This is a genomic window from Streptomyces sp. Mut1 (assembly GCF_030719295.1).
Lineage (GTDB): Bacteria > Actinomycetota > Actinomycetes > Streptomycetales > Streptomycetaceae > Streptomyces > Streptomyces castrisilvae.
In genome coordinates this window covers 4,939,583-4,960,627 of record NZ_CP120997.1, presented here as the reverse complement: position 1 = coordinate 4,960,627, position 21,045 = coordinate 4,939,583, and the positions used below count along the sequence as shown (strand labels likewise).

Annotated in this window: 15 protein-coding genes; 5 read left to right on the top strand and 10 right to left on the bottom strand. The window is 73.0% G+C overall.

Annotation, left to right across the window (positions count from 1 at the left end; translation table 11 throughout):
* Positions 1–85: 85 nt before the first annotated feature.
* Both P8A18_RS21635 and P8A18_RS21630 read right to left on the bottom strand, forming a co-directional pair.
* Positions 86–1,138 (bottom strand): BMP family lipoprotein, encoded by a 1,053-nt coding sequence (locus P8A18_RS21635; protein ID WP_306056789.1) that lies wholly within the window; start codon positions 1,136–1,138, stop codon positions 86–88.
* Between the two features lie 138 nt (positions 1,139–1,276).
* A complete protein-coding gene (locus tag P8A18_RS21630; protein ID WP_306061052.1) occupies positions 1,277–2,506 on the bottom strand; it encodes an amidohydrolase in 1,230 nt (409 codons plus the stop codon).
* A gap of 348 nt (positions 2,507–2,854) precedes the next feature.
* On the opposite strand from P8A18_RS21630, the gene P8A18_RS21625 reads away from it, so the two are divergent.
* Positions 2,855–4,054 carry a M48 family metallopeptidase gene (locus tag P8A18_RS21625; RefSeq protein WP_306056787.1) on the top strand — a complete coding sequence of 400 codons (1,200 nt, stop codon included), beginning with the start codon at positions 2,855–2,857 and terminating at the stop codon, positions 4,052–4,054.
* A 21-nt stretch (positions 4,055–4,075) separates the two neighbouring features.
* On the opposite strand, the gene P8A18_RS21620 is transcribed toward P8A18_RS21625, so the two are convergent.
* The 5 genes from P8A18_RS21620 to P8A18_RS21600 form a co-directional block, all read right to left on the bottom strand.
* Positions 4,076–4,690, bottom strand: a complete 615-nt coding sequence (locus P8A18_RS21620) for a hypothetical protein (protein ID WP_306056785.1) — start codon at positions 4,688–4,690, stop codon at positions 4,076–4,078.
* Positions 4,691–4,789: 99 nt separating this feature from the next.
* Complete coding sequence (locus tag P8A18_RS21615) at positions 4,790–5,848, bottom strand: hypothetical protein (RefSeq protein WP_018550465.1); 1,059 nt, start codon at positions 5,846–5,848, stop codon at positions 4,790–4,792.
* Positions 5,849–5,859: 11 nt separating this feature from the next.
* Entirely contained in the window at positions 5,860–6,795 is a 936-nt protein-coding gene (locus P8A18_RS21610; protein WP_306056783.1) for an N-acetylneuraminate synthase family protein, read from the bottom strand.
* A 10-nt stretch (positions 6,796–6,805) separates the two neighbouring features.
* Positions 6,806–8,032, bottom strand: coding sequence for an acylneuraminate cytidylyltransferase (locus tag P8A18_RS21605; RefSeq protein ID WP_306056781.1), 1,227 nt, complete (start codon positions 8,030–8,032; stop codon positions 6,806–6,808).
* Between the two features lie 32 nt (positions 8,033–8,064).
* Positions 8,065–9,453 (bottom strand): DUF6716 putative glycosyltransferase, encoded by a 1,389-nt coding sequence (locus P8A18_RS21600; RefSeq protein ID WP_371933699.1) that lies wholly within the window; start codon positions 9,451–9,453, stop codon positions 8,065–8,067.
* 221 nt (positions 9,454–9,674) lie between these two features.
* Here P8A18_RS21600 and P8A18_RS21595 point away from each other — a divergent pair, with 221 nt between their 5' ends.
* Both P8A18_RS21595 and P8A18_RS21590 read left to right on the top strand, forming a co-directional pair.
* Positions 9,675–10,655, top strand: coding sequence for a glycosyltransferase family 2 protein (locus P8A18_RS21595; protein ID WP_306056778.1), 981 nt, complete (start codon positions 9,675–9,677; stop codon positions 10,653–10,655).
* On the top strand, positions 10,652–12,019 hold the full coding sequence (locus P8A18_RS21590) for a polysialyltransferase family glycosyltransferase (protein ID WP_306056777.1): 1,368 nt from the start codon (positions 10,652–10,654) through the stop codon (positions 12,017–12,019). Before P8A18_RS21595 ends, P8A18_RS21590 begins: the two co-directional genes overlap by 4 nt.
* 80 nt (positions 12,020–12,099) lie before the next feature.
* Here P8A18_RS21590 and P8A18_RS21585 read toward each other — a convergent pair whose 3' ends face one another.
* Both P8A18_RS21585 and P8A18_RS21580 read right to left on the bottom strand, forming a co-directional pair.
* The gene (locus tag P8A18_RS21585) at positions 12,100–14,406 is read right to left on the bottom strand and encodes a glycosyltransferase (RefSeq protein WP_306056775.1); all 2,307 of its coding nucleotides are present in this window, start codon (positions 14,404–14,406) and stop codon (positions 12,100–12,102) included.
* Positions 14,403–15,947 carry a hypothetical protein gene (locus tag P8A18_RS21580; RefSeq protein WP_306056773.1) on the bottom strand — a complete coding sequence of 515 codons (1,545 nt, stop codon included), beginning with the start codon at positions 15,945–15,947 and terminating at the stop codon, positions 14,403–14,405. Before P8A18_RS21580 ends, P8A18_RS21585 begins: the two co-directional genes overlap by 4 nt.
* A gap of 294 nt (positions 15,948–16,241) precedes the next feature.
* On the opposite strand from P8A18_RS21580, the gene P8A18_RS21575 reads away from it, so the two are divergent.
* The gene (locus P8A18_RS21575; RefSeq protein ID WP_306056771.1) at positions 16,242–18,764 is read left to right on the top strand and encodes a YfhO family protein; all 2,523 of its coding nucleotides are present in this window, start codon (positions 16,242–16,244) and stop codon (positions 18,762–18,764) included.
* Positions 18,765–18,912: 148 nt separating this feature from the next.
* Here P8A18_RS21575 and P8A18_RS21570 read toward each other — a convergent pair whose 3' ends face one another.
* Complete coding sequence (locus P8A18_RS21570) at positions 18,913–19,560, bottom strand: TetR/AcrR family transcriptional regulator C-terminal domain-containing protein (RefSeq protein WP_306056770.1); 648 nt, start codon at positions 19,558–19,560, stop codon at positions 18,913–18,915.
* A gap of 60 nt (positions 19,561–19,620) precedes the next feature.
* Here P8A18_RS21570 and P8A18_RS21565 point away from each other — a divergent pair, with 60 nt between their 5' ends.
* Complete coding sequence (locus P8A18_RS21565; RefSeq protein ID WP_306056768.1) at positions 19,621–21,045, top strand: FAD-dependent monooxygenase; 1,425 nt, start codon at positions 19,621–19,623, stop codon at positions 21,043–21,045.

Here is a 21,045-nt window from a genome sequence, read left to right as displayed (position 1 = left end):
GAACTCACTTCGAGGAGTATCCCGCAGGCCCGGAGCGGCGATGCCACGCGCTCCGGGCCTGGGGCCAGCCGTACGACGGGGGTCGTTACGGGGTGGTCTTGACGGTGATCTTGCCGTCGATGATCTCCTGCTTGGCCTTGTCCACGGCGGCGACGACGTCGGTCATCTCGGTGAACTTCGGGTTCGACGTGGCCAGGCCGACGCCGTCCTTGTCCAGGCCGTAGCGGATCTCACCGGACTGCGGCTTGCCGTCCTGCACGGACTTGATCAGGTTGAAGACCGAGTCCTCGACGTCCTTCGTGACCGAGGTCAGGATGGACTCCTTGTAGGCCGCCAGGCCCTTCTGGTTGTACTGGTCGGAGTCGACGCCGATGTTCCACTTGCCGGCCTTGGAGACGGCCTCGATCGCACCGGAACCGGCCAGACCGGCCGCCGAGTAGATCACGTCGGCCTTCTTGTCGAGCTGGCCCTGGGCCGCGGCCTTGCCGAGGTCGGGCTTGGAGAAGCCGTCGAAGTTCGGCGGCTGGGTCAGGTACTGGGAGATCACCTTCACCGAGGAGTTGGTGTCCTTGACGCCCTGCGTGAAGCCCGCCTCGAACTTCTTGATCAGCGGGGTCTCGACACCGCCGATGAAGCCGACCGTCTTGGTCTTGGTGACCTTGGCGGCGGCGACACCCGCGAGGTAGGAGCCCTGCTCCTCGTTGAAGACGATGTTGGCGATGTTGGAGCCGGTCACCGAGGCGTCGTCGATGATGCCGAAGGTGATCTTCGGGAACTTCGGCGCGACCTTCTTGATGGCGGGCGCGTAGGCGAAGCCGACACCGATGACCGGGTTGTTCCCGGCGCGGGCCAGCGAGGTGAGGCGCTGGACCTTGTCCGCGTCCGACTCGCCGTCCGAGGGCTCGGCCTCGGTGCCCTTGACGCCGAGGTCCTTCTCGGCCTTGGCCAGGCCCGCGTAGGCGGCGTCGTTGAACGACTGGTCCCCGCGTCCGCCGATGTCGTACGCGAGGGCGGTTTTCTTGTCCTTGGAGTCGGAGCTGCTGCTCGACGAGGAGGACGAGTCGCCACACGCGGTAACGCTGACTGCGAGTGCTGCGGACATGACGCCAACAGCGGCGATCCTAGTGATCCGGCGCAAGGGAAGGCTCCTTCAAACCTGACCGAAGCGCCTCTTCCGGCGCTGGTTTCGCCGCGATCGTAACGCGCGTAGATGTCAGATAAAGCCCTGTACGGAAGCCGTTATCGGATCGTCGTGTACCCGGGGCGACCTGTCCGGTTACAGATGATTGCCGTGGAGCAACACGGAGGCGGTGAAGAGTTCCACCCCCACGGTGATCGCTTCCTCGTCCGCGTCGAAGTTGCCCCGGTGGAGGTCGAGCCCGCGCGTGTCGCCGGGGGTACGGACTCCGAGGCGCGCCATGGCCCCCGGGACGTGCTCCAGGTACCAGGAGAAGTCCTCCCCTCCCTGGCTCTGCTCGGTGTCCTCGATCGCGTACGGGCCGCGGCGGGCGGACATGGCACCGGCCAGGAGATCGATCGCGGCGGCGTCGTTGACGACGGGCGGGACACCGCGGATGTAGTTGATCACCGTCTTGGCGCCGTACATCCCGGCCACCTCGTCGATCGCGGCGTGCACCAGGTCCGGGGCATCGCGCCAGGCCCCGAGGTCCAGGCAGCGGACGGTGCCCGACAGCTCGGCGTGCTGCGGGATGACGTTGCAGGCGTGGCCGGTCTCCAGCCGTCCCCAGGTCAGCGCGAGCCCCGACCGGGCGTCGACCCGCCGGGCGAGCAGCGCGGGGACCTCGGTGGCGACCTTGGCGGCGGCGGTGACCAGGTCCGTGGTCAGGTGTGGGCGGGCGGTGTGGCCGCCCGGCCCGTCGAGGGACAGTTCGAGCCGGTCGCAGGCGGAGGTGATCGCGCCGACCCGCAGCCCGATCCGGCCGACGTCGACCTTGGGGTCGCAGTGCACCCCGATGATCGACCCGACGCCCTCCAGCACCCCCGAGTCGATCGCGTCGGGCGCCCCTCCGGGCAGCACCTCCTCGGCCGGCTGGAAGATCAGCCGCACGGGGTTGGGCAGCAGCCCCTGCCGGTCCAGCTCGGCGAGCACGAGGCCGGCGCCGAGGACGGTGGTGGTGTGGATGTCGTGCCCGCAGGCGTGCGCCCGGTCGGGCACGGTGGAGCGGTACGGGACGCCGGTCTTGCTGTCCGGGATCGGCAGCGCGTCGATGTCGGCCCGCAGCGCGAGCATGGGCCGCGTCTCTTCCCCGCGCGTCCCCACGTCACACATGAGCCCGGTCCCGGAGGTGAGCACCCGGGGCGCGAGCCCCGCCTGCTCCAGCCGGGCCTTGATCGCCGCGGTGGTGCGGAACTCCTGGTTACCCAGCTCGGGGTGCATGTGCATGTCCCGGCGGAAGGCGATCAGCTCGGCGCGCAGGGCCTCGGGCAGGGCGCCGGGCAGGGGCTCGCCCTGGGGCAGGTCGGCATCGGACTCGGGACAGATCAACTGGCTCACCTGTTGAAGGGTAAGCCTCTTCCCCCCTCAACTGACCATGAAACAAGAAAACTTCAGCCACTTAGAGGAACAAAAGACGGCGTCGACATGTGTGACATGAGATAGAGGCGGGTAAACTCCGCCGATTCCCACCCCTCGGTACCCCCTGTACGGTCGCCGAACCCACGGCCTAATCTGCGTCCTCGACGGCGGACCCGCATGCGCGTACGCCGGACACGTGAACGGTCTCCGGGTCGGAGCCGTGGGACGAGGGGGGCCTCGGCAGTGCTCAACGCGGTGGAACAGCACGTTCAGTCATGCCCGGAATGCGGGGCGGAGATCCGGACGGACCGCAGGTTCGTGACCTGGTGTGCCGCCTGCGACTGGAATGTGGACCCGGGGCAGCCGGAGGCGCCGACAGGGCGGCTGGAGATCCTGCGGCACAGGCTGGCCCGGCAGCACGGCGAGAGGCTGCTGGCCGAGGTGACCACGGACGGACCCCTCCGCCCCCGGCGCGGTGCGACAGATGCCCTCGCCCTCGCCCTGGCACTGGCCGTCCACGGCGTCACCGCCGCGCTGCTCGTCGCGGGGCTGCTGCTGGTGACGCTCGGCTGGGGCAGCGCGCTCCCGCTCCTCGGCGTCGTGTGCCTCGTCGTCACCTGGGCCCTGCGCCCCCGGTTCGCACGCCTGCCCGGAGACGAACCGGTCCTGCGCCGGGCCGACGCACCCGAGCTGTTCGCCTTGATCGACGAGATCGCCGGGACGATGGGGACGACCGGGGTGCACGCGGTCTCGGTCACCGATGAGTGCAACGCGAGCGTGTCGACGTACGGCCTCCGGCGCCGACGGCTGCTCTCCATCGGTCTCGGCCTCTGGGAGACCCTCACCACCGAGCAGCGGATCGCGCTGCTGGGGCATGAGCTCGGCCACTACGCCAACGGCGACACCCGCCGCGGCCTGATCATCGGGAACGCGATCCGTTCCCTGGACACCTGGCGGTACCTGCTGACCCCGGTCGAGCACCCGACCCCCCTGGAGGCCGTGTGCAACACGCTCTATCTGCTTCCGCGTTCCGCGGTCACGGGCGTCCTGATGGTCCTCGACCACCTGACCCTGCGCGCCACACAGCGCGGTGAGTACCTGGCCGACTCCTTCGCCGCCCGGTGCGGTTCCACGGAAGCCGCCGTGGGCCTGATGGACCGGCTGCTGGTCAGCGAATCCGTCACAGCCACCCTGCTGCGCGAGTCCAACACGCTCCGGAGCCGCCGCACCGGATCTCCGGCAGGCCGTGAGGCCTGGGACGGGCTGTGGGAACGTCTGGCCGCCCATATGGACTCGATTCCGGCGAGCGAACACGAACGGCAGCGCCGCCGCAGCGCGCTGCGCGGTCACAGCGTCGACTCCACGCACCCCCCGACCCATCTGCGCCGGGCCCGGCTGCTGGCCACGGCCGCCCTGTCGGCGACGGTCACCGTGGACGCCGCGCGCCGCACCGCGGTGCAGGCAGAACTCAAGGGGGCACGGAACACGGTGGCGCGCCGCGTCATGAACGGCCGCTGAGGGCTGTCCCGCACGAGCCCCTCAGCCCCGCGGCCCCCGGCGTACCGGGTACAGCGCCAGCCCGATGCACAGGGCTCCGGCCGCCAGCAGGTCCAGGCTCACGGCCATCGTGACGGCCCCGGCCAGCACCAGCAGCGGAGACCGGGCGGGGACCACGTCCCTGCGGAAGAACGCGAGCAGCGTGACGAGCGCCAGCAGCCCGAGCCAGAACAGCATCGGCACCACCGAGTAGACGGCCGGCACCACACCGGGCACGTCCTGGACCTTCTCGAACATGTCACTCATCGCCCGCTTGTCCGCCGCGAGGAACCCGACCACCAGGTCGACCGAGGCCTGGACCGCCACCGCGGCAGCGCCCAGCAACCCGACCGCGGCCGCCACCCGGATGCCGGTCCGCCCGCCGCCACGCACCCCGGCCGGCCGCCGCAGCCCCAGGAACACCGGGACGAACGCCAGCACCCCGGCGAGGAAGAGCACGTGCGCCACCGACCACCACACCCCGGGGCCGTAGTCACCCACCGCCCGCCCCGCGAGCCGCACCACGCCGTAGCCGGCCATCAGGGCCGGGCCCGCGAGGAGCACCCCCGTGGTGACCGCCATGTCGGGATGACGCTGCGTCAATTCTGTTGTCTGCATGGCCTCATCGTCGCGTCGCGCCCGCGCCGGCAGCTATCGGGGATGCCCCGGGCTCGCCCCTGACCCGGACCCCGTGGCAGGTCGGGGACGGACTCGGGGTCATGCCTCCGTAGTGATCGCCGTCGCCCGCCACGGTGCCAGGCGGTGGACGTCGCGGGCCGTCTCCGTGACGCCGGTCAGGAAGCCCTGGGCTCTCGGGGACGCCGTCTCGTGGAGCCATTCCGGGGCGATGTCGCAGACGGCGACCTTGACCTCGGTGCCGGTGAGGGCGAGGGGCAGGGTGTGGACCACCGTGGAGGGGAAGCTCAGGACCGTGCGGCCGATGGGGCCGCGGCGGGCGATGAGTTCCAGCGGGAGGTCCGGGCGGACGATCTCCAGGCCGGTGGCCGCCTCCAGGGCGTGGAGCTTCTCGGTGGATTCGCGGCGGTGGGCGAAGTAGCGGGTGGCGCCGTGCGTACGGGCCAGGGCCGCGACCGCCTCCAGGTAGCGGGCGCGGTCGACCACGCCCGTCTCGACCAGGGAGGTGCCGACCAGGTCGGCGCCCTTGGTGAGCAGCGGCGGGCCGAAGCGGGAGCGGGTCCAGGAGAAGGTGTTCGGGATGAGGGTGACGCCGGGCGGCGGGATCACCGGCATGGCGGTGAAGAGCTCGACCTCGCGCGCCGCCGACGGGGTGAAGCGGCGGCGGGCGGTGGCCGTCACGGGGGCGAGGGCCAGTTCACGGGGGCCCGAGCCGCCCCGGCGGTGCCAGCGCACCAGGCGCTCGCCCCGGGTGAGCTGGGCGACGAACTCCATGGTGGCGGTGCCGTCGTCCACCACGGTGAGGCGGCGGGGGCGTACCAGCGTGAGCAGGAGCTGTACGTAACGGGAGAACGGGTCGCCGATGACGATGTGGTCGGCGTTCCGTATGAGCTTGGTGAGGGCGCGCAGCGACTTCAGCGGGGTGCCGGAGTCGCCGCGCGCCTCCTGCCAGCGCACGGTCATGCCCTCGTCGCGGGCCAGCTCCGCCATCCGGCGCAGCTGGCCGCGCGACATCGGGTCGACCGGGGGGAGGACGACGACGGTGACGTCCGTGAGGACGCGGCCGCCGCCTCCCTCGGTGACGGCCCACTCCAGGACGTTCAGGAGCTGGACCGGGCTCTCGACGAAGGCGAGGTTCACCGGCCGGCCCGTCAGACCGCGACCGGCTCGGCGGCCGGGGCCGCCGAGCCGCTCTCCGCGACGACGCCCGGGACCCGGCGGAGCTTCTTCATCGGGCCGAGCTCGGACTCGTACACCTTCTTGACGCCGTCGCCGAGGGAGGCCTCGATGGTGCGGATGTCGCGGACGAGGCGGGTGAGGCCCTGGGGTTCGACGGACGCGGCCTGGTCGGAGCCCCACATGGCGCGGTCCAGGGTGATGTGGCGCTCGACGAACGCGGCGCCGAGGGCGACCGCGGCGAGGGTGGTCTGGAGGCCTGTCTCGTGGCCGCTGTAGCCGATCGGGACGTTGGGGTACTCCTGCTGGAGGGTGTTGATGACCCGCAGGTTCAGCTCCTCGGCCTTCGCCGGGTACGTGGAGGTGGCGTGGCAGAGCAGGATGTTGTCGGAGCCGAGGACCTCGACCGCGTGCCGGATCTGGCGCGGGGTCGACATGCCGGTGGAGAGGATCACCGTGCGGCCGGTGGCCCGCAGGGTGCGCAGCAGTTCGTCGTCGGTGAGCGAGGCGGAGGCCACCTTGTGGGCGGGCACGTCGAACTTCTCCAGGAAGGTGACGGCCTCGGTGTCCCACGGGGAGGCGAACCAGTCGATGCCGCGCTCGGCGCAGTGCTCGGAGATGGCCCGGTACTCGGTCTCGCCGAACTCGACGCGGTGGCGGTAGTCGATGTACGTCATCCGGCCCCAGGGGGTGTCGCGCTCGATGTCCCACTGGTCGCGGGGGGTGCAGATCTCCGGGGTGCGCTTCTGGAACTTGACGGCGTCGCAGCCGGCTTCGGCGGCCACGTCGATGAGCGCGAGGGCGTTGCCGAGGTCGCCGTTGTGGTTGATGCCGATCTCGCCGGTGATGTACACGGGCTGCCCGGGTCCGGCGGTGCGGTTGCCGAGGGTGCGCAGACGGGAGGTGCTCATGGGATGTTCCTTACTCGGTGGGGGCTGAGGCGTTGGTGAGGGTGGGGCCCAGGAGCCAGGCCGCGATCTCGCGGACGGCGCCGAAGCCGCCGGGGGTGGTGGTCACGGCGCGCGCCGCCGCGCGCACCGAGTCGTGGGCGCTGGCGACGGCGACGGGCCAGCCGGCGAGCGCGAAGCAGGGGAGGTCGTTGACGTCGTTGCCGACGTACATGACGCGTTCGGGGGCGAGGGACTGTTCGTCGCACCACTGCTTGAGCGCGAGGTCCTTGCGGTCGATACCGTGCAGGACGGGAATGCGCAGCTTGTGGGCGCGGGCGGCGACGACCGGGTTCTGTTCCGTGGAGAGGATCAGGAGCGGTACGCCCGCCTTGCGCAGCGCGGCGATGCCGAGTCCGTCGCCCCGGTGGACGGCGACGGTCTCGCGGCCGTCGGCGTCGATGAGGACCCGGTCGTCGGTCTGGGTGCCGTCGAAGTCGAGGACGACCGCGTCGATGTCGTCGAGGGTGGGCAGCGGGGCCGGGTCCAGCAGCGGGGCCAGCGCGCGGGCGCGGGCCAGGTCGTGCGGGTCGTCGATCTCCAGGACGCGGGCCGGGTCGGTGCGCACGAGGGCGGTCTCGCCGAAGAAGCGGTGGCGGTGGGTGCGGAATCCGGCCGCGTCCATGGCGTAGGCGGCGCCCGTTTCGAGGAGGTCCTCGGGGCGGTCCTGGCGGCGGGGGCGGACGGACTTGTCGTGGTTGACGCCGTAGTTGTGGTCCTCGACCGCGCTGCCGTCGCGCCACAGGAAGCCGTGGAAGGGGGCGACGGTGACGGCCGTGTCGGCGCCGTCGCGGGCGACGGCGGCGGCGACCCGGTCGATGTCCTCGCGGGTGATGAAGGGGCTGGTGCACTGGACGAGCAGGACGACGTCGACCGTGCGGCCGTGCATGGCCTCGTAGGCGTCGAGGGCGTGCAGGACGGCGGCCTCGCTGGTCGCGGTGTCGCCGGCGATGGCCTCGGGGCGCTGCACGCAGTGCAGCCGGCCGTCCTCGCCGAGGGCCTCGCCCGCGGCGCGGGCCGCCTCGGCGACGGCCGGGGCGTCGGTCGTCACGACGACGTCGCTCACCTCGCCCGACGCCAGGCAGGCGCGGACCGCGCGGACGACGAGCGGTACGCCGCCGACCTGGGCGAGGTTCTTGGCGGGCACGCCCTTGGATCCGCCGCGGGCGGGGATCACGGCGAGCACGGTGGGCTGCGTCATCGCTGCTCCAGTGGGTGTCTTGTCGGTGGTCTTCACAGCTCGCCCATCCGGCGGACGACCGGGGCGACGCGCTGGACGCCGTGGCGGTACGCGCCCCGGGCCGCGCCGCGGACCGCCTCGCGTACCGCTCCCCTGACCCGGCCGGTCTCCCGGACCGCGGTGGCGCCGGGCAGCGGGTGGCCGTCGGGGGCCAGGTGGTGGCGGGCGAGGATGCCGGGGAGGTAGCCGGGGGCGGTGGCGGGCGTGTAGTAGGGCGCGGGGCCGGGCAGCCGGCCCCGGTCGAGCAGGGCGGTGACCCGGGCGCGGGCGGTGTCGTAGGCCGTGGCGTAGCTGCCGTCGGCGGCGACGCCCTGGCCGGCCAGCCACGCGGGGTCGGGCCGCGGGCGGTCGCCGCTGTCCAGGCCGTCGAAGGAGGTGAGCAGGCCGGAGCCGGTGAAGTGGTGGTTGCCGAGGGGCTCGCGGACGCCGAGGTCGGTGAGGACGGCGGTCGGGATGCGGCGGTGCAGGGCCTCCAGGGCGGCCGTCGAGGAGACGGTGACCAGCAGGTCGGTGCGGTCCAGGACCTCGCCCATGTGCCCGTAGACCAGGCGGAGGTTGGGCGGGAGGCCGCCGGGCAGCCGCTCGGCGAGGCGCTGGTAGGGGTGCTCCTCGATGTGCGTGGTGTGCTCGCCGGGCTTGGAGCGCAGCTTCAGCAGGACCTCGCGTCCCGGGTGCAGCCGGGCGTGCTCGGCGAGCCTGCGCAGCAGGTACGTCCGGTCGGCGCGGGATTCCGGTACGGAGGGCTGGGCGGCGAACACGAGGGTGTCGCGGCCCGGTTCGGGCCGGTAGGGGGCGCCGCCGAGGAACGGCAGGGCGGCCTCCGTGACGGCCGAGGCGTCGGCGCCCACGCCCTCGTACACCGCGCGGAAGCGTTCCGCGTCGTGGCGGGAGTTGGCGAGGACGATGTCGGCGCCGTGCCGCAGCAGGAGCCCGTCGGTGAGCTTCTCGTAGACGACGCCGACGTAACCGGTGACGACGACGGGCCTGGCGGGCAGCCGGAGCGCGGCGAGGCCGTGCAGCATGGCCTGGACGGCGCCGCCGACGAGGGCGAGCACGACGACGTCGTAGCCCTCCTCGCGCACGGTGTGCAGGAACTCGACCGCGGTGACCTCGCGGACCCGGTCGGTGCTGATGCCGACGTCGCCGACCTCGGCGAGCTGGCGGGCGGTCGGGGTGGCCCGGCCGCGCAGCAGCAGTCCGCTGATCCGCGCGGGGGGCGTGGCCGCGCGGTCGTCGCCCGAGGTCAGCCGGCGCGCGGTGAGCGCGCCCCACTTCCATCGGGTGTCGGAGTCGGCGAGCACGGCCACCCGGAGCGCCGGGGACCGCGGGTCCGTTGACGCCGCCGCTGCGGGAGAGGCCGAATTGCTGTTGCTGAGGGGCACGTCCAAGACGTTAGGAAGGCCCGGGGATGGGCGGCCCAACGTAAAAGCAACAAAGGGTTAACAGCCCGCCGACGCTTGCCGAACCCGCAGCCCGGCTCGTTGGAAGGGGGCCGGAGAATTCCCTCAGGGGTTCGGCGGTTCACTGTTCCGACGGATTCCGTTCATCCGTCGTCCGCACGGCCGACAGGGCGAATGCCCGGCCCGGAACTAGCGTGACGCGGGTGGTCAAGCTCTCCGTCATCGTGCCGTTCTACAACGTTCGGACATATGCGCCAGACACGCTCAGAAGCCTGCGGGCCAATGCCCGCGAGGACTTCGAGTTCATCCTCGTCGACGACTGTTCGACCGACGGGACCGCGGAGCTGTTGCGCCGCGCGCAGGAGGAGATTCCGGGGGTGGCTGTCCTCAGACACGAGCAGAACGGCGGTCTGGCCACCGCCCGGAACACCGGTCTGGACGCGGCCCGCGGCACCTATGTCGCCTTCCTGGACGGCGACGACTGGCTGGCCCCCGGTTTCTACGCCGGGCTGCTGGCCAGGACCGAGGCGCTGGGCTGCGACTTCGTGCGCACCGACCACGTCCAGGTGGACGGCCGCAACCGCACGGTCCACCGTGTCCCGCACGGCCGCCGGGGCCAGGTCATGGCCCCCCGGGACGCGATCCTGCCCGCCACGCGCACCACGTCGGTCGACTACGCGTACGCCTGGGCGGGGCTCTACCACCGCCGGCTCCTGGACCGGGGGCTGCTGCACTTCACCGACGGGCTGCGCACGGCGGAGGACCGGCCGTGGATCTGGCGGCTGCACCGCGAGGCGGATTCCTTCGCGGTGCTCGGCCTTCTCGGCATTTTCTACCGGCGGGGCGTCGCCTCGTCCCTGACCCAGATCGGCGACATGCGCCAGCTCGATTTCATTCGCTCGTTCGACCAGGTCGTACGGGAAACCGCGGCGGACCGCGACGCGCACGCGTTGCTGCCGAAAGCGGTGCGCAACTATTGCGCGATCATTTCCCACCACATGGGCGCGGCGGAAAGGTTCGAACCCGCTGTGGCGCGTGCGCTGAAATCCATGAGCGCGGGTGCGCTGCGGCGGATGCCGCAGGACGTGCTGGACGAGGCCCTGGACTCGATGGACGTCGAGCGGGCGACCCTGCTGCGCCGGCTGCGCCGCCGTCCGGCCGCGAAGGAGGTGACGGCCGCGTGAGCAGCAGCCGGAGCCGTACGACGCAGGTCTTCCTCGCCTCCACCCTCTACGGCACGGCGACGCTGGCCGCCGCCCTGGACGCGGGCCTCTTCCCCGACGCGGACCGTCGCATCCTCCTCGTCGCGAACAACGCGCCGGTCCCGGAGACGGCCCCCTCCCTCGACGAGATGCCGGGATTCGACGCCCTGCGCACACGTTTCGACGAGGTCGTGTCGTGGAACGCGACGATCGCCCCGCACCACCCGGGCGTCTGGTCGCCGCGCCCGGACGACGTGCCGCTGTGGGAGCGGCACCTGCGGCTGGCGTGGGGGCTCGGTGACGACGACGTCGAGCTGGCCGTGGAGTCGATCCAGGTCGACCCGGCCATGGCGCTGTGCCGGATCTTCACCGGGGTGCCGGTCGATGTGTACGCGGACGGGCTGATGAGCTACGGCCCGACGAGGAACCGGATCGACCCGCTGGTCGGGACCCGGGTGGGGCGGCTGCTCCACCTCGATCTGGTTCCGGGGCTGCGGCCCCTGCTGCTCACGGAGTTCGGGGTGGGGGCGAGGACCGTGCCGACGGACGCCTTCCTGAAGGTGCTCGGGGAGCTGGACGACGCGGCCGGCGCGGCGGCGCTGCCGGCCGTCGAGTCGCCGGCGCTGCTGCTGGGCCAGTACCTCTCCGCGCTCGGGCTGATCGGGGCGGCCGAGGAGGAGGAGCTGCATCTGCGGATGATGCGGGGCGCGGTCGCGCGCGGCCACAGCCGGCTGGTGTTCAAGCCGCATCCGACGGCCCCGGCGCAGTGGTCGCGGGCGATGGAGGAGGAGGCGGACCGGCTCGGCGCGGAACTGACCGTGCTGGACGGGGGCCTGCTCACGGCGCCGGTACTGGCGGAGGTGCTGTACCGGCGGATGCGGCCGGCCCTGGTGGTCGGCTGCTTCTCGACCGCTCTGCTGACGGCGTCGGCGTTCTACGGGCTGCCGGTGGCGCGGGTCGGTACCCGGACGCTGCTGGAGCGGCTGACGCCGTTCGAGAACAGCAACCGGGTGCCGGTGACGCTGGTGGACGCGCTGGTGCCGGACCTGGAGGAGGGTGCCGGGCCCGCGCTCGTCCCGGCGGTGGCGCCGGAGGGGCTGAACGACCTGGTGAGGGCGGTCGGGTTCGCCATGCAGCCGAAGATCTACCCGCAGCTGCGGCCGGTCGCCGAGCGGTATCTCGCCGCCCGGACGGCCGCGACCGGGCGCTACTTCAAGCGCAGGCGGCTGACGTCCCTGGGGCTGCCGGGCGGGGTGCCCGAGCAGTTCGCGTTCCTGCCGCGCAGCGCGGCGGTGCGGCGGGTGGCCCGGCGGGCGCGGGCGCTGCGGCGGATGGCGCTGCGGTAGACGTACGAGGCCGAGGGGGCGGGGCGCCGGTGGGCCCCGCCCCCTCGCCCCGCCCCCTCGCCCCGCCCCCTCGTCCTGCGTCAGATCCCCTTCAGCTCGGCCGCGTTGGCCTCGGTGACCTTCCACAGTTCCCGCTGGCGCCCGTGCACGTCGGCGACGGCTGCCGGGTGGTCGTCCAGGAGCCCGGCCGCCCGCTCCGCGAGCCGTGCCCCGAGGTGGCGGTCGTGGACGGAGATGCCCCACTCGGGCCGGTCGATGTCGGACAGGAAGTACGCCATCTTGGGGTGCGAGATCAGGCTGATGACCGGGGTCCCGCAGCCGAACGGGATCATGCCCGCGTGGCCGCGCATCCCGATGACCAGCTTGGTCCGTGCGTAGGTGTCCCGGATCTCGTCGTTGCCGAAGTCGTACATCGGGATGACGGGCAGCGCGATGCCGTGCTCGCGCCGCAGGTCGAACGCGATCCGCTCGTCGTCCAGCGAGTGGGCGACGCACTTGACCTCGGCGCGGGTGCCGAGCGCCTTCACCGCGCTCGCCGTCTCGGCCAGGAAGTGCGCGTAGTCGTGGCCGAAGCGGAGCCCCGAGCGGTCGTACGCGGCGTTGAGCAGGACGGTGTCCTCGCGTTCGGCCGGGTCCTTCCAGCCGTCCACCAGTTGCCGGGTGACGGTGGTCGGGCAGGGCTGGAAGCGGACCTTGTCGTGCAGGGACGCGGGCAGCAGCGCCCGGACCTTCTCGATCGAGCCGTGGTTGCGCAGACCGAAGAACGCGGCGCGCTCCACGAGCTTGCGCAGCGAGGTCAGGAACCTGCCGCGTCCGTGGCCGTACGCCTGGCCGTCGAAGGCGTTGAAGCCGACCGCGTAGACGATGACCGGCACGTCGATCCGCTCCAGCAGCCGGTCGGGCACGTTCCACTGCCAGCCGCTGTTGCCGTTGGGCGCGGTGTCCGGGATGAACAGGCCGCCGCCGCCGATGACGAGCCCTCGGCGGGCGTTGACGCGTTCGAGCGCCGCCTCGTCGAACAGCCGGTGGGCGTGGACGGAGTGCCAGCGGTCCGGCCCGGTGTCGCGGTCGAAGGCCAGCCGGACGCTCTCCGGGAGGAGCTTGTCGCCGGCGTTGCCCTGCCGGTCCATGTAAAAGGCGACATGGGCGAGCTGCCGGTCCGCCGGGCCCTCGGCGGGCGCGGGGGCGTCCTGGGTGCGCAGCCGCATCAGCCGGTTCGCCCGGTGGGTCGGGTCGACGGCGAGTCCGTCGTGTGCGTACCGGGACGCGGCCGCGTCGTCGCCGTGGATCCAGGCGATCTGGGCGAGGCGCGAGAAGGCGGTGGCGGCCCGGTTGGGGGCGGCGGTGGCGAGCAGGAGCTGGGCGCGGGCCTCCTCGTAGCGCGAGACGCTCATCAGCGCGTGGCCCAGGACCTCGTGCGGCCACGCCTCGTCCACGGGGATGCGGACGGAGCCCAGCAGGTCGGCCGCCTCCTGGTACTCGCCGGCCGCGATGTGGGCGGCGGCGACCCGGCGGGCGCTCTCGGGGTCGGCGGTGCGGCGGACGTGCGAGGTGCCGTAGTGCACCAGCAGGTCGTGGTGTTTGGTACCGGGCGCGGCGAGGTAGGCGGCGTGGAAGTCGGCGTCGCTGAGGTCGAAGTCGCGCCAGCGGTCCTCGGCCTGCCCGTACCCGGCCTCGCCGCCCTGCCAGGGCTTGTGGCGCCCGGTGAAGTGCAGGATCGCGGTGGTGTCGGGCACCGGGAGGTCGCCGGAGAGGCGGCGCTTGACGTAGTTGTAGCGGGCGTCGAGCCGGACGAAGTCCCCGTCGAGCACGGCGTTCAGGATGCCCTGGTCGTGCTTGTCCAGCTCGTACGCGCCGGAGCGGCCGGTCTCGTCGATCCTGGCGCAGAAGGCGTCGCTCAGATACTCGCGCTGGATGACCAGCAGACCGCTGTTGAGCTTGTGCTGCCCGTAGAAGAACTGCGGAACGGCGGCGAGCCCGTCGCGCAGCCTCAGCAGTTCGCCCAGGTCGTCCAGGACGATCATGTCGGTGTCGAGGGTGATCACGGTGTCGTAGTCGCGCACCCGGAAGACGTCGAGGATGAAGTAGGCCTTGCGCACCAGGTAGTTGTCCTGGTCGCCCTTGGCGTACGTGTCGTAGTGCGCGGCGTCCACCCGGCGGAAGTCGGCGCGCGGGTGCAGGGCCCTGATCCGTTCGACCGATGCGGGGCGCAGCCCGTCGTGCAGGACGATGAAGTCCTCGCAGACCCCGGGGTTGGACAGGGCGAGGCTGCGGAGCAGGGTGAGGAAGCCGGGGAGGTAGTTCTCGTCCACGAAGCTCGCGAAGGCGACACGGCGCTTGCCGGTGAGGACGTTGGCGGGGGTGGGCGGTGCGGGGGTCGTCGTCATCGCAGGGAGATCCTCGTCTCGGTGACGCTCCGGGCGCGTTCCATGACCCACGCCTTTTCGCTGGTGTACTCGTGCACGGCGGTGATGGGCATCTTCATCGCGGCGGGCAGCCGGTAGGCGCCGCTCTCGTAGAAGTCGAAGCCGATCAGGTCGAGGCGGGGGCTGACGTCCAGGAAGTCCAGCAGCCACAGCATGTTGAAGCCGCTGGTGGGGATGGCCGGCCAGGCGTCGGTGCCGACCCGGCCGATGTCCCGCAGCGGCCAGCGCAGCGACTCGTCGCCCAGGTAGCGCTGGGCGCCGGGCACCAGCCGGTTGCGCAGCGAGTACTTCCAGTCGCCGGAGATCCCGCCGAAGACCAGCCGGGTGTCGACCTTCTTGTCCCAGTTGAAGCCGTGCTTGTGGATGGTGGCGTGGATGTCGGTACGGCTGCCGGTGGCCGCCGGGTCGATGCGGTACGAGTTGAAGCGGACGACGAGGTCGTACGCGTCGATCTCGGCGCCCAGCGAACTGTTGCCGACGCGCTGCGAGTTGGCGATCAGGCAGATCGACCTGCCGGCGATGCGGTTGCGGAATTCGCCGAGTGTGGTCCAGGTGACGCCGCCGAAGGCGGGGTCGGCGACCGGGCCGCGCATCCGGGTCCTGCGCTGTGCGGCGTACAGCGCGACGAGTTCGGTGAGCGCGGCCGGGTCGCCGGTGGCGGCGGGGGCGCCGCCGCTGCCCGGGGCGCCGGCCGCCTCCAGTGCGAGGGCGAGGTACTGGCCCAGCGCCTCCTGGATCTCCGGCACCGGGGCGCCGGCCCGGTCCTGGGCGATGAGCGCGCCGATCAGCCGGGACCGCGCCCGGTTCCAGTCGCCCCGGCCGGCGAGGGCCAGGCCCTCGGCCCAGGTGTCGGTGACGGAGGCGGCGGCGAAGGCGGCGGCCTCGGGGCAGCCCTGCTCCAGCTTCCGCAGCAGCTCGCCCTGGCTCTCGGCGCCGGCCCGCAGACCGGCGGTCTTCGCCGCGACGCCGAAGCCGTCGTCGTCGGTGAGGGCGAGGTAGCGCTCGTACGCCTCGACGGCGGCGCTCTCCGCGCCCATCGCCTCCAGCACGCGGGCTCGCAGCCGCCAGGCCGCCCGGGAGCGCTTGCGCTGGGTCAGCACGGTGTCCGTGATGAGGACGGCGAGCTTCAGCTCGTCCTCGTAGCCGCAGTCCAGCGCCTTGTTGCCGACGGCGAGCAGCGGGTCCATCAGCGGATCGGCGAGGACCGGGGCGGAGCCGGTGCCGCTCCGGGGGGCACGGCGCAGCAGGGGGACCGGGGAGGCGTCGGGGGCGGTCTGCTTCAGGGCGGCGTGGGTGGCCAGCATGTGCCGCAGGGCCTCGGCGAGCGCGGTGCGCCGCCGGTCCAGTCCGGCGACCAGCTTTCCGCTGTGCGCGGCGCAGGCCCGCAGGCAGGTCTCCAGTTCCGTCGGCCGGACGGTGGCGCGGGAGGCCGTGCCGTCGCCGGACGGTATCGGTTCCGGTGCCTCACGCTGTCGTGGCCGGCGGGTGCGGGCTTTCGTCATGGCGCTCCAAGCGTCTGGTGCCCGTGGGGGGCGGGGGCGTAGGGAGGGGCCGGATGTCCGTCGGCCGTTCGGGGTTCCGTGGCACGTTAGGAAACCTGAACGGCCGCGGGATGAACTCGCCCTGTCGGCCCGGGAAACTGCGCTGCGGCCCGCCGGACATGTGCGGTGGCGGGCCGTGCCGGGCGGGGCTTGGGGGGCGTTCTCCGGTGCCTGGATGAACGCCTGCGGACCATCAGGTGAACCGCCGCCCGCTCCACGGGATTTCACGATGTTCGATGACATATTCGACGCATCATGAGGACTCCGTCGCTTCTCCGATCGCCGCGCGGCCGGAGTGCCGCTCTGGCCGCCCTGCTCGCCGTCGTGACCGTCTGCGCGGGGGACGCGGTGGCCCGCGGTTTCCCGTTCGGCCCGCGCACCCGCGCCGTGAACGACCTGGGCAATCAGTTCGTCCCGTTCCACACCCATCTCTGGGACCTGCTGCACGGCCGCGCGGACGGCGGGCTGCTGCTCAACTGGCGGTCCGGCTACGGAAGCAGCTTCCTGCCGGACCTCGGGACGTACCTCACCAGCCCGTTCGCGCTGCTCGTCGGGGTGTTCCCGAGGGACCGCGCCGACCTGGCGGTCTACGTGATCACGCTGGTGAAGACGGGCGTGGCGGCTGCGGCCATGACGTGGCTGCTCACCGCGTTGCGCCGGGGGCGCGGCCGGGAGTGGGTCGCGGTCGTGCTGGGCGCCTCGTACGCGCTGTGCGGCTGGTCGGTGATCGAGGCCGTGTACAACCCGATGTGGCTGGACGGGCTGATCGCCCTTCCGCTGCTGTGCCTGGCCGGTGAGTGGGCGCGGACCGGGCGGCGGCCGGTGCTCGGCACGCTCCTGGTGACGCTCGCCTGGGTGTCGAACTTCTACACCGCGTACATGGCGACGCTCGGGACGGCGCTGGTGCTGGCGGTCCGGCTGCTGCTGGAGGACGGCACCGCGCGCGAGCGGATACGGGGGCTGGGGCGCGCGGTGCGCACGGTCCTGCTCGGCATCGGGCTCGCCGCCCCGGTCCTGCTGCCGGTCTTCCTCGGCACCCGGCACGCCTACCCGGGCCTGGACCGGGAATTCGCCCCGGCCGGCTGGTCCGATGTGGCGGCCCGGCTGCTGCCCGCCACGTACGGCTTCTTCAGCCCCGCGCTCTTCCTCGGCACCGGCTCCCTGCTGCTCGCCTGCGCGCTGGCCTTCCACCGCGGGGTGCCGCGCGCCGAGCGGTGGGTGTGGCCGGGGCTGGTGGCGCTCGTCGCCCTCTCCTTGCAGTGGGGGCCCACGCATCTGCTCTGGCACGCGTTCGCGACGCCGAACGGCAGCCCGTTCCGGCAGACGTTCGTGCTCTCGGGCCTGGTGGTGATCGCCGCCTGGACCGCTGTGGCGCACGGCCGTCCGGACCGGCGGGCGCTGCTGTGCGGGGCCGGGGTGCTGGTGCTGGTCGCCGCGGGCGCCGCGCCCAGCGATCTGGTCAGCCGCTGGACGTATCCGCTGTTCGCGGCGGGCCTGGTGGCGGCGGTCTGCGCGTTCGCGCTGGTACGCGGCGGCCGGTTCGCCGCGCTCGCGGTGGTGCTGCTGGTCGGGGCGCAGGCGGGGCAGGCCGCGGCGACCACCGCGTACGCCGACCGGCAGCGGCTGAGGCAGCTGGACGACTACGCGCCCTGGGGCGGGCGTCAGCGTCTCCAGGCGGAGGCCGTCGCCCGCGCCGACGGCTGGCCGCGCTACCGCACCGACCCGGGGCTCGAACAGAGCACGGCGAACGACCCGTTGACGGTCGGCGGTCAGGGCGGGGCGTACTACAGCAGCCACACGCCCGACGTGACGACCCGCACCTTTCTCGCGCTCGGCGGCGGCTGGACCTCGCGCGGGCGCGCCTTGCAGAGCCTGGACAATCCGGTGACCGACGCGGTGTTCTCGGTCGGCGCCCGGGTCCACATGCCCCGCGACCCGCACCAGAGCTGGAACCGCCCGGACGCCCGACCGGTGACCGTGACCCGGCAGGACGTGCCGCCGCTGGTGACCGTGCGCCCGCCGGGCTCCGCCGCGTCCGGCTGGGGCCGCTCGCCGTTCCGCAACCAGGAGAAGCTGCTCGGTGCCCGGGTCTACACGCTGCCGACGACAACGCTGCGGTCGACCGGCGGCGCGCCCGCCACGGACCGCGACGCCCACGCGTACGAGGTCGGGCCCGGCACGTACACGCTGAGCGCGAGCTGTCCGGCGGGCAGCCGGGTGTTCCTGTGGGCGCCGGACCTGTTCGGCACCGCGCTGCTGGGCACGGCCGGCGATCCGCTGGACGTCCGGGGCGACCTGCCGGCCCGGCGCGCCGGAGTGCTGCCGCTCGGCACGGGCTCGGGCCGCATCGCGGTGACCCTGCGGGCGGAGCGGCCCGGGACCGTGCCGCACGACTCCGTCGGCTGTCTGGACCCGGACCGGCTGGCCTCGGCGGTGGCCGGGCTGAAGCGGACGGGGGCGACGCGGGTGACGGTCTCCGGCAGCGGCGTGCGCGCGTCGCTCCCGGCGGGCACCCGGGGAGTCGCGGTGCTGGCCGCGCCCCGGATCGCGGGCTGGAGCTGCGACGGGCGCCCGGCGGGCTCGTACCTGGGCCTGGTCGCGGCCCCGGTGGCGGAGGGGCGGACCACGGTGGACTGCGCGTTCCGGCCGCCGGGCCTGCGGGCGGGAACGGCGGCCGGGGCGGCGGCCCTGGCGGGGCTCCTCGCGGTGGCGTTCGCACCGAGAGTGGTGGGGCTGGTGCGCGCACGGCGGCGCCGCGGCCGACGGGGGCGCGCCTGAGGGGGCGCGCACGCATGGCCTACGGCCCGGCGGGGTACGGCGCCGACCCCCGGCGCGCGCATGGTTGACGGCTGGGCGGGGTAGCGGTGGCACCCCCGGCGCGCGCATGGTTGACGGCCCGGCGGGGTAGCGGTGGCGGCAGTCGCCCTCAGCGCACGCCGTACCGGGTCTCGATGCCCGCGATGATCAGCCGGAGACCGTCCTCGAAGCGTTCGTCGTAGCGGGCGAAGATCTCGGGGCCGGCCGCCGCGGCGAGCGGGTAGCGGGCCAGCCGTTCGGCGCGTTCGCCGACGTCGAAGCCCTCGCGCTGCTGCTCGCCGGGCATCGGGCGGACACCCTGCTCCTCGCTGACGAAGCCCATCGTGTACGCGTACGCGGTGGTGCCCGCCCGTACCGCCTGCCACAGCTCGAAGCCCGCGCCGACCATGGTCCGCAGATGGGCTTCGAGGCCGTCGGCGTGGTCGGTGCCGGCGAACCGCGCGCCGCCGTAGACCTTGGCCCCGTCGCGGTAGCGCAGCAGCGCCCGGCGCAGTCCGCTGTTGTAGGCGACGAGCTGGTCCTGCCAGCCATCCGGGGTTGCGGCGGGGAGGTCGTCGGCGAGCATCCGCCGGTACATCACCGTGGCCATCTCGTCGAGCAGCGCCTGCTTGTCCTTGAAGTGCCAGTAGAGCGCGGGCGCCTTGACGTCCAGCTCCTTGGCGATGGCGCGCAGGCTGAGGCCGTCGAGGCCCACCTCGTTCAGCAGCCGCAGCGCCGTGTCGGCCACCCGGGACCGGTCGATCTTCGTCGTACCCACGGTGCCAAGTTAACAGCCCTTCCTTGACAACTTAACACCGTTAAAGTCACACTCGGAGCCATGGAACTTAACACTGTTAAGGAAACTGACGTCCTCGTCGTCGGCGCCGGCCCGTGCGGCCTCGCCCTGGCCTGCGACCTGGCCCGCAGGGGCGTCCGCGCCCTCGTCGTGGAGCAGGCGCCGGGCCTCTTCCCCGGCTCGCGCGGCAAGGGCGTCCAGCCCCGCACCCGGGAGGTCCTGGACGACCTCGGGGTGGGCGGCGCGGTCCGCGCGTACGGCGGCCCCGCACCGGTCGGGATGGCCTGGCAGAACGGCGAGCGGATGGGCGAGCACCGCATGTTCCGGGTCGCACCGCCGACGGACGCCGAGCCGTACGGGGAGCCGTGGATGATGCCGCAGTGGCGCACCCAGGAGATCCTGCTCGCCCGGCTGCGCGAACTGGGCGGCGACGTCGCGTTCTCGACCGCGCTGACCGGCCTGGACCAGGACGCCGACGGGGTCACCGCACAGCTGGCCACCGGCCGGGTGGTCCGCGCCTCCTGCCTGGTCGCGGCGGACGGCGGACGCTCCACCGTGCGCCGGGAGCTGGGCATCGCGATGACCGGGGAGACGGTGGACCCGGCGCCGATGCTGGTGGCCGACGTACGGATCGCCGAGACGGCGCTCGACCGGCTCAACTGGCACATGATGAACACCGACGCGGGGTTCATCACGCTCTGCCCGCTGCCCGGCACCGAGGACTTCCAGCTGGTCGCCCAGTTCAAGGAGGGCGAGCCCGACACCTCGGCGGACGGGGTCCGCGCGGTGGTCGCCGCCCGCACGCACCTGGCGGCGGCGGACGTCACCGAGGTGCGCTGGGCCTCCGACTTCCGCCCGCGCGCCGCCCTGGCCGACCGCTTCCGCGACGGACGGGTCTTCCTGGCCGGGGACGCCGCCCACGTCCACTCCCCCGCGGGCGGCCAGGGGCTCAACACCAGCGTGCAGGACGCGTACAACCTGGGCTGGAAGCTCGGGCAGGTGCTGCGCCACGGGGCACCCGCCGCCCTGCTCGACAGCTACGAGCAGGAGCGCCGCCCGGTCGCCGCCGAGATGCTCGGCCTGTCCACCCGTATCCACCGGGGCGAGCAGGAGCGCGGCAGGGCGACCCAGCAACTGGGCCTGGGCTACCGCGAGGGCCCGCTGTCGGTGGGCCGGGCCGGCGCGCTGGAGGCCGGCGACCGCGCGCCCGACGGACCGGCGGACGGCCGGCGGCTGTTCGACGTCTTCCGGGGCCCGCACTTCACGCTGCTGGCCGTCGGCACCGAAGCGGAACTGCCGGAGCCCGGCACGGCGGCGCTGCGGACGCACCGGCTGCCCGACGCCTACGAGCCGTACGGAACGGGCCTGTTCCTGATCCGCCCCGACGGCTACATCGGCTGGGCGGGCCGGGACACGGCCGGGCTGGCGGAATACCTCACCCCGCTGGGCCTCGGCCTCGCAGGCTGA

What these genes read in the sequence shown, in the direction of transcription:
- P8A18_RS21620 (WP_306056785.1), bottom strand. Translation starts at nt 4,690, where the DNA reads ATGCAGACAACAGAATTGACGCAGCGTCATCCCGACATGGCGGTCACC.
- P8A18_RS21610 (WP_306056783.1), bottom strand. Translation starts at nt 6,795, where the DNA reads ATGAGCACCTCCCGTCTGCGCACCCTCGGCAACCGCACCGCCGGACCC.
- P8A18_RS21605 (WP_306056781.1), bottom strand. Translation starts at nt 8,032, where the DNA reads ATGACGCAGCCCACCGTGCTCGCCGTGATCCCCGCCCGCGGCGGATCC.
- P8A18_RS21585 (WP_306056775.1), bottom strand. Translation starts at nt 14,406, where the DNA reads ATGACGACGACCCCCGCACCGCCCACCCCCGCCAACGTCCTCACCGGC.
- P8A18_RS21580 (WP_306056773.1), bottom strand. Translation starts at nt 15,947, where the DNA reads ATGACGAAAGCCCGCACCCGCCGGCCACGACAGCGTGAGGCACCGGAA.
- P8A18_RS21575 (WP_306056771.1), top strand. Translation starts at nt 16,242, where the DNA reads ATGAGGACTCCGTCGCTTCTCCGATCGCCGCGCGGCCGGAGTGCCGCT.
- P8A18_RS21565 (WP_306056768.1), top strand. Translation starts at nt 19,621, where the DNA reads ATGGAACTTAACACTGTTAAGGAAACTGACGTCCTCGTCGTCGGCGCC.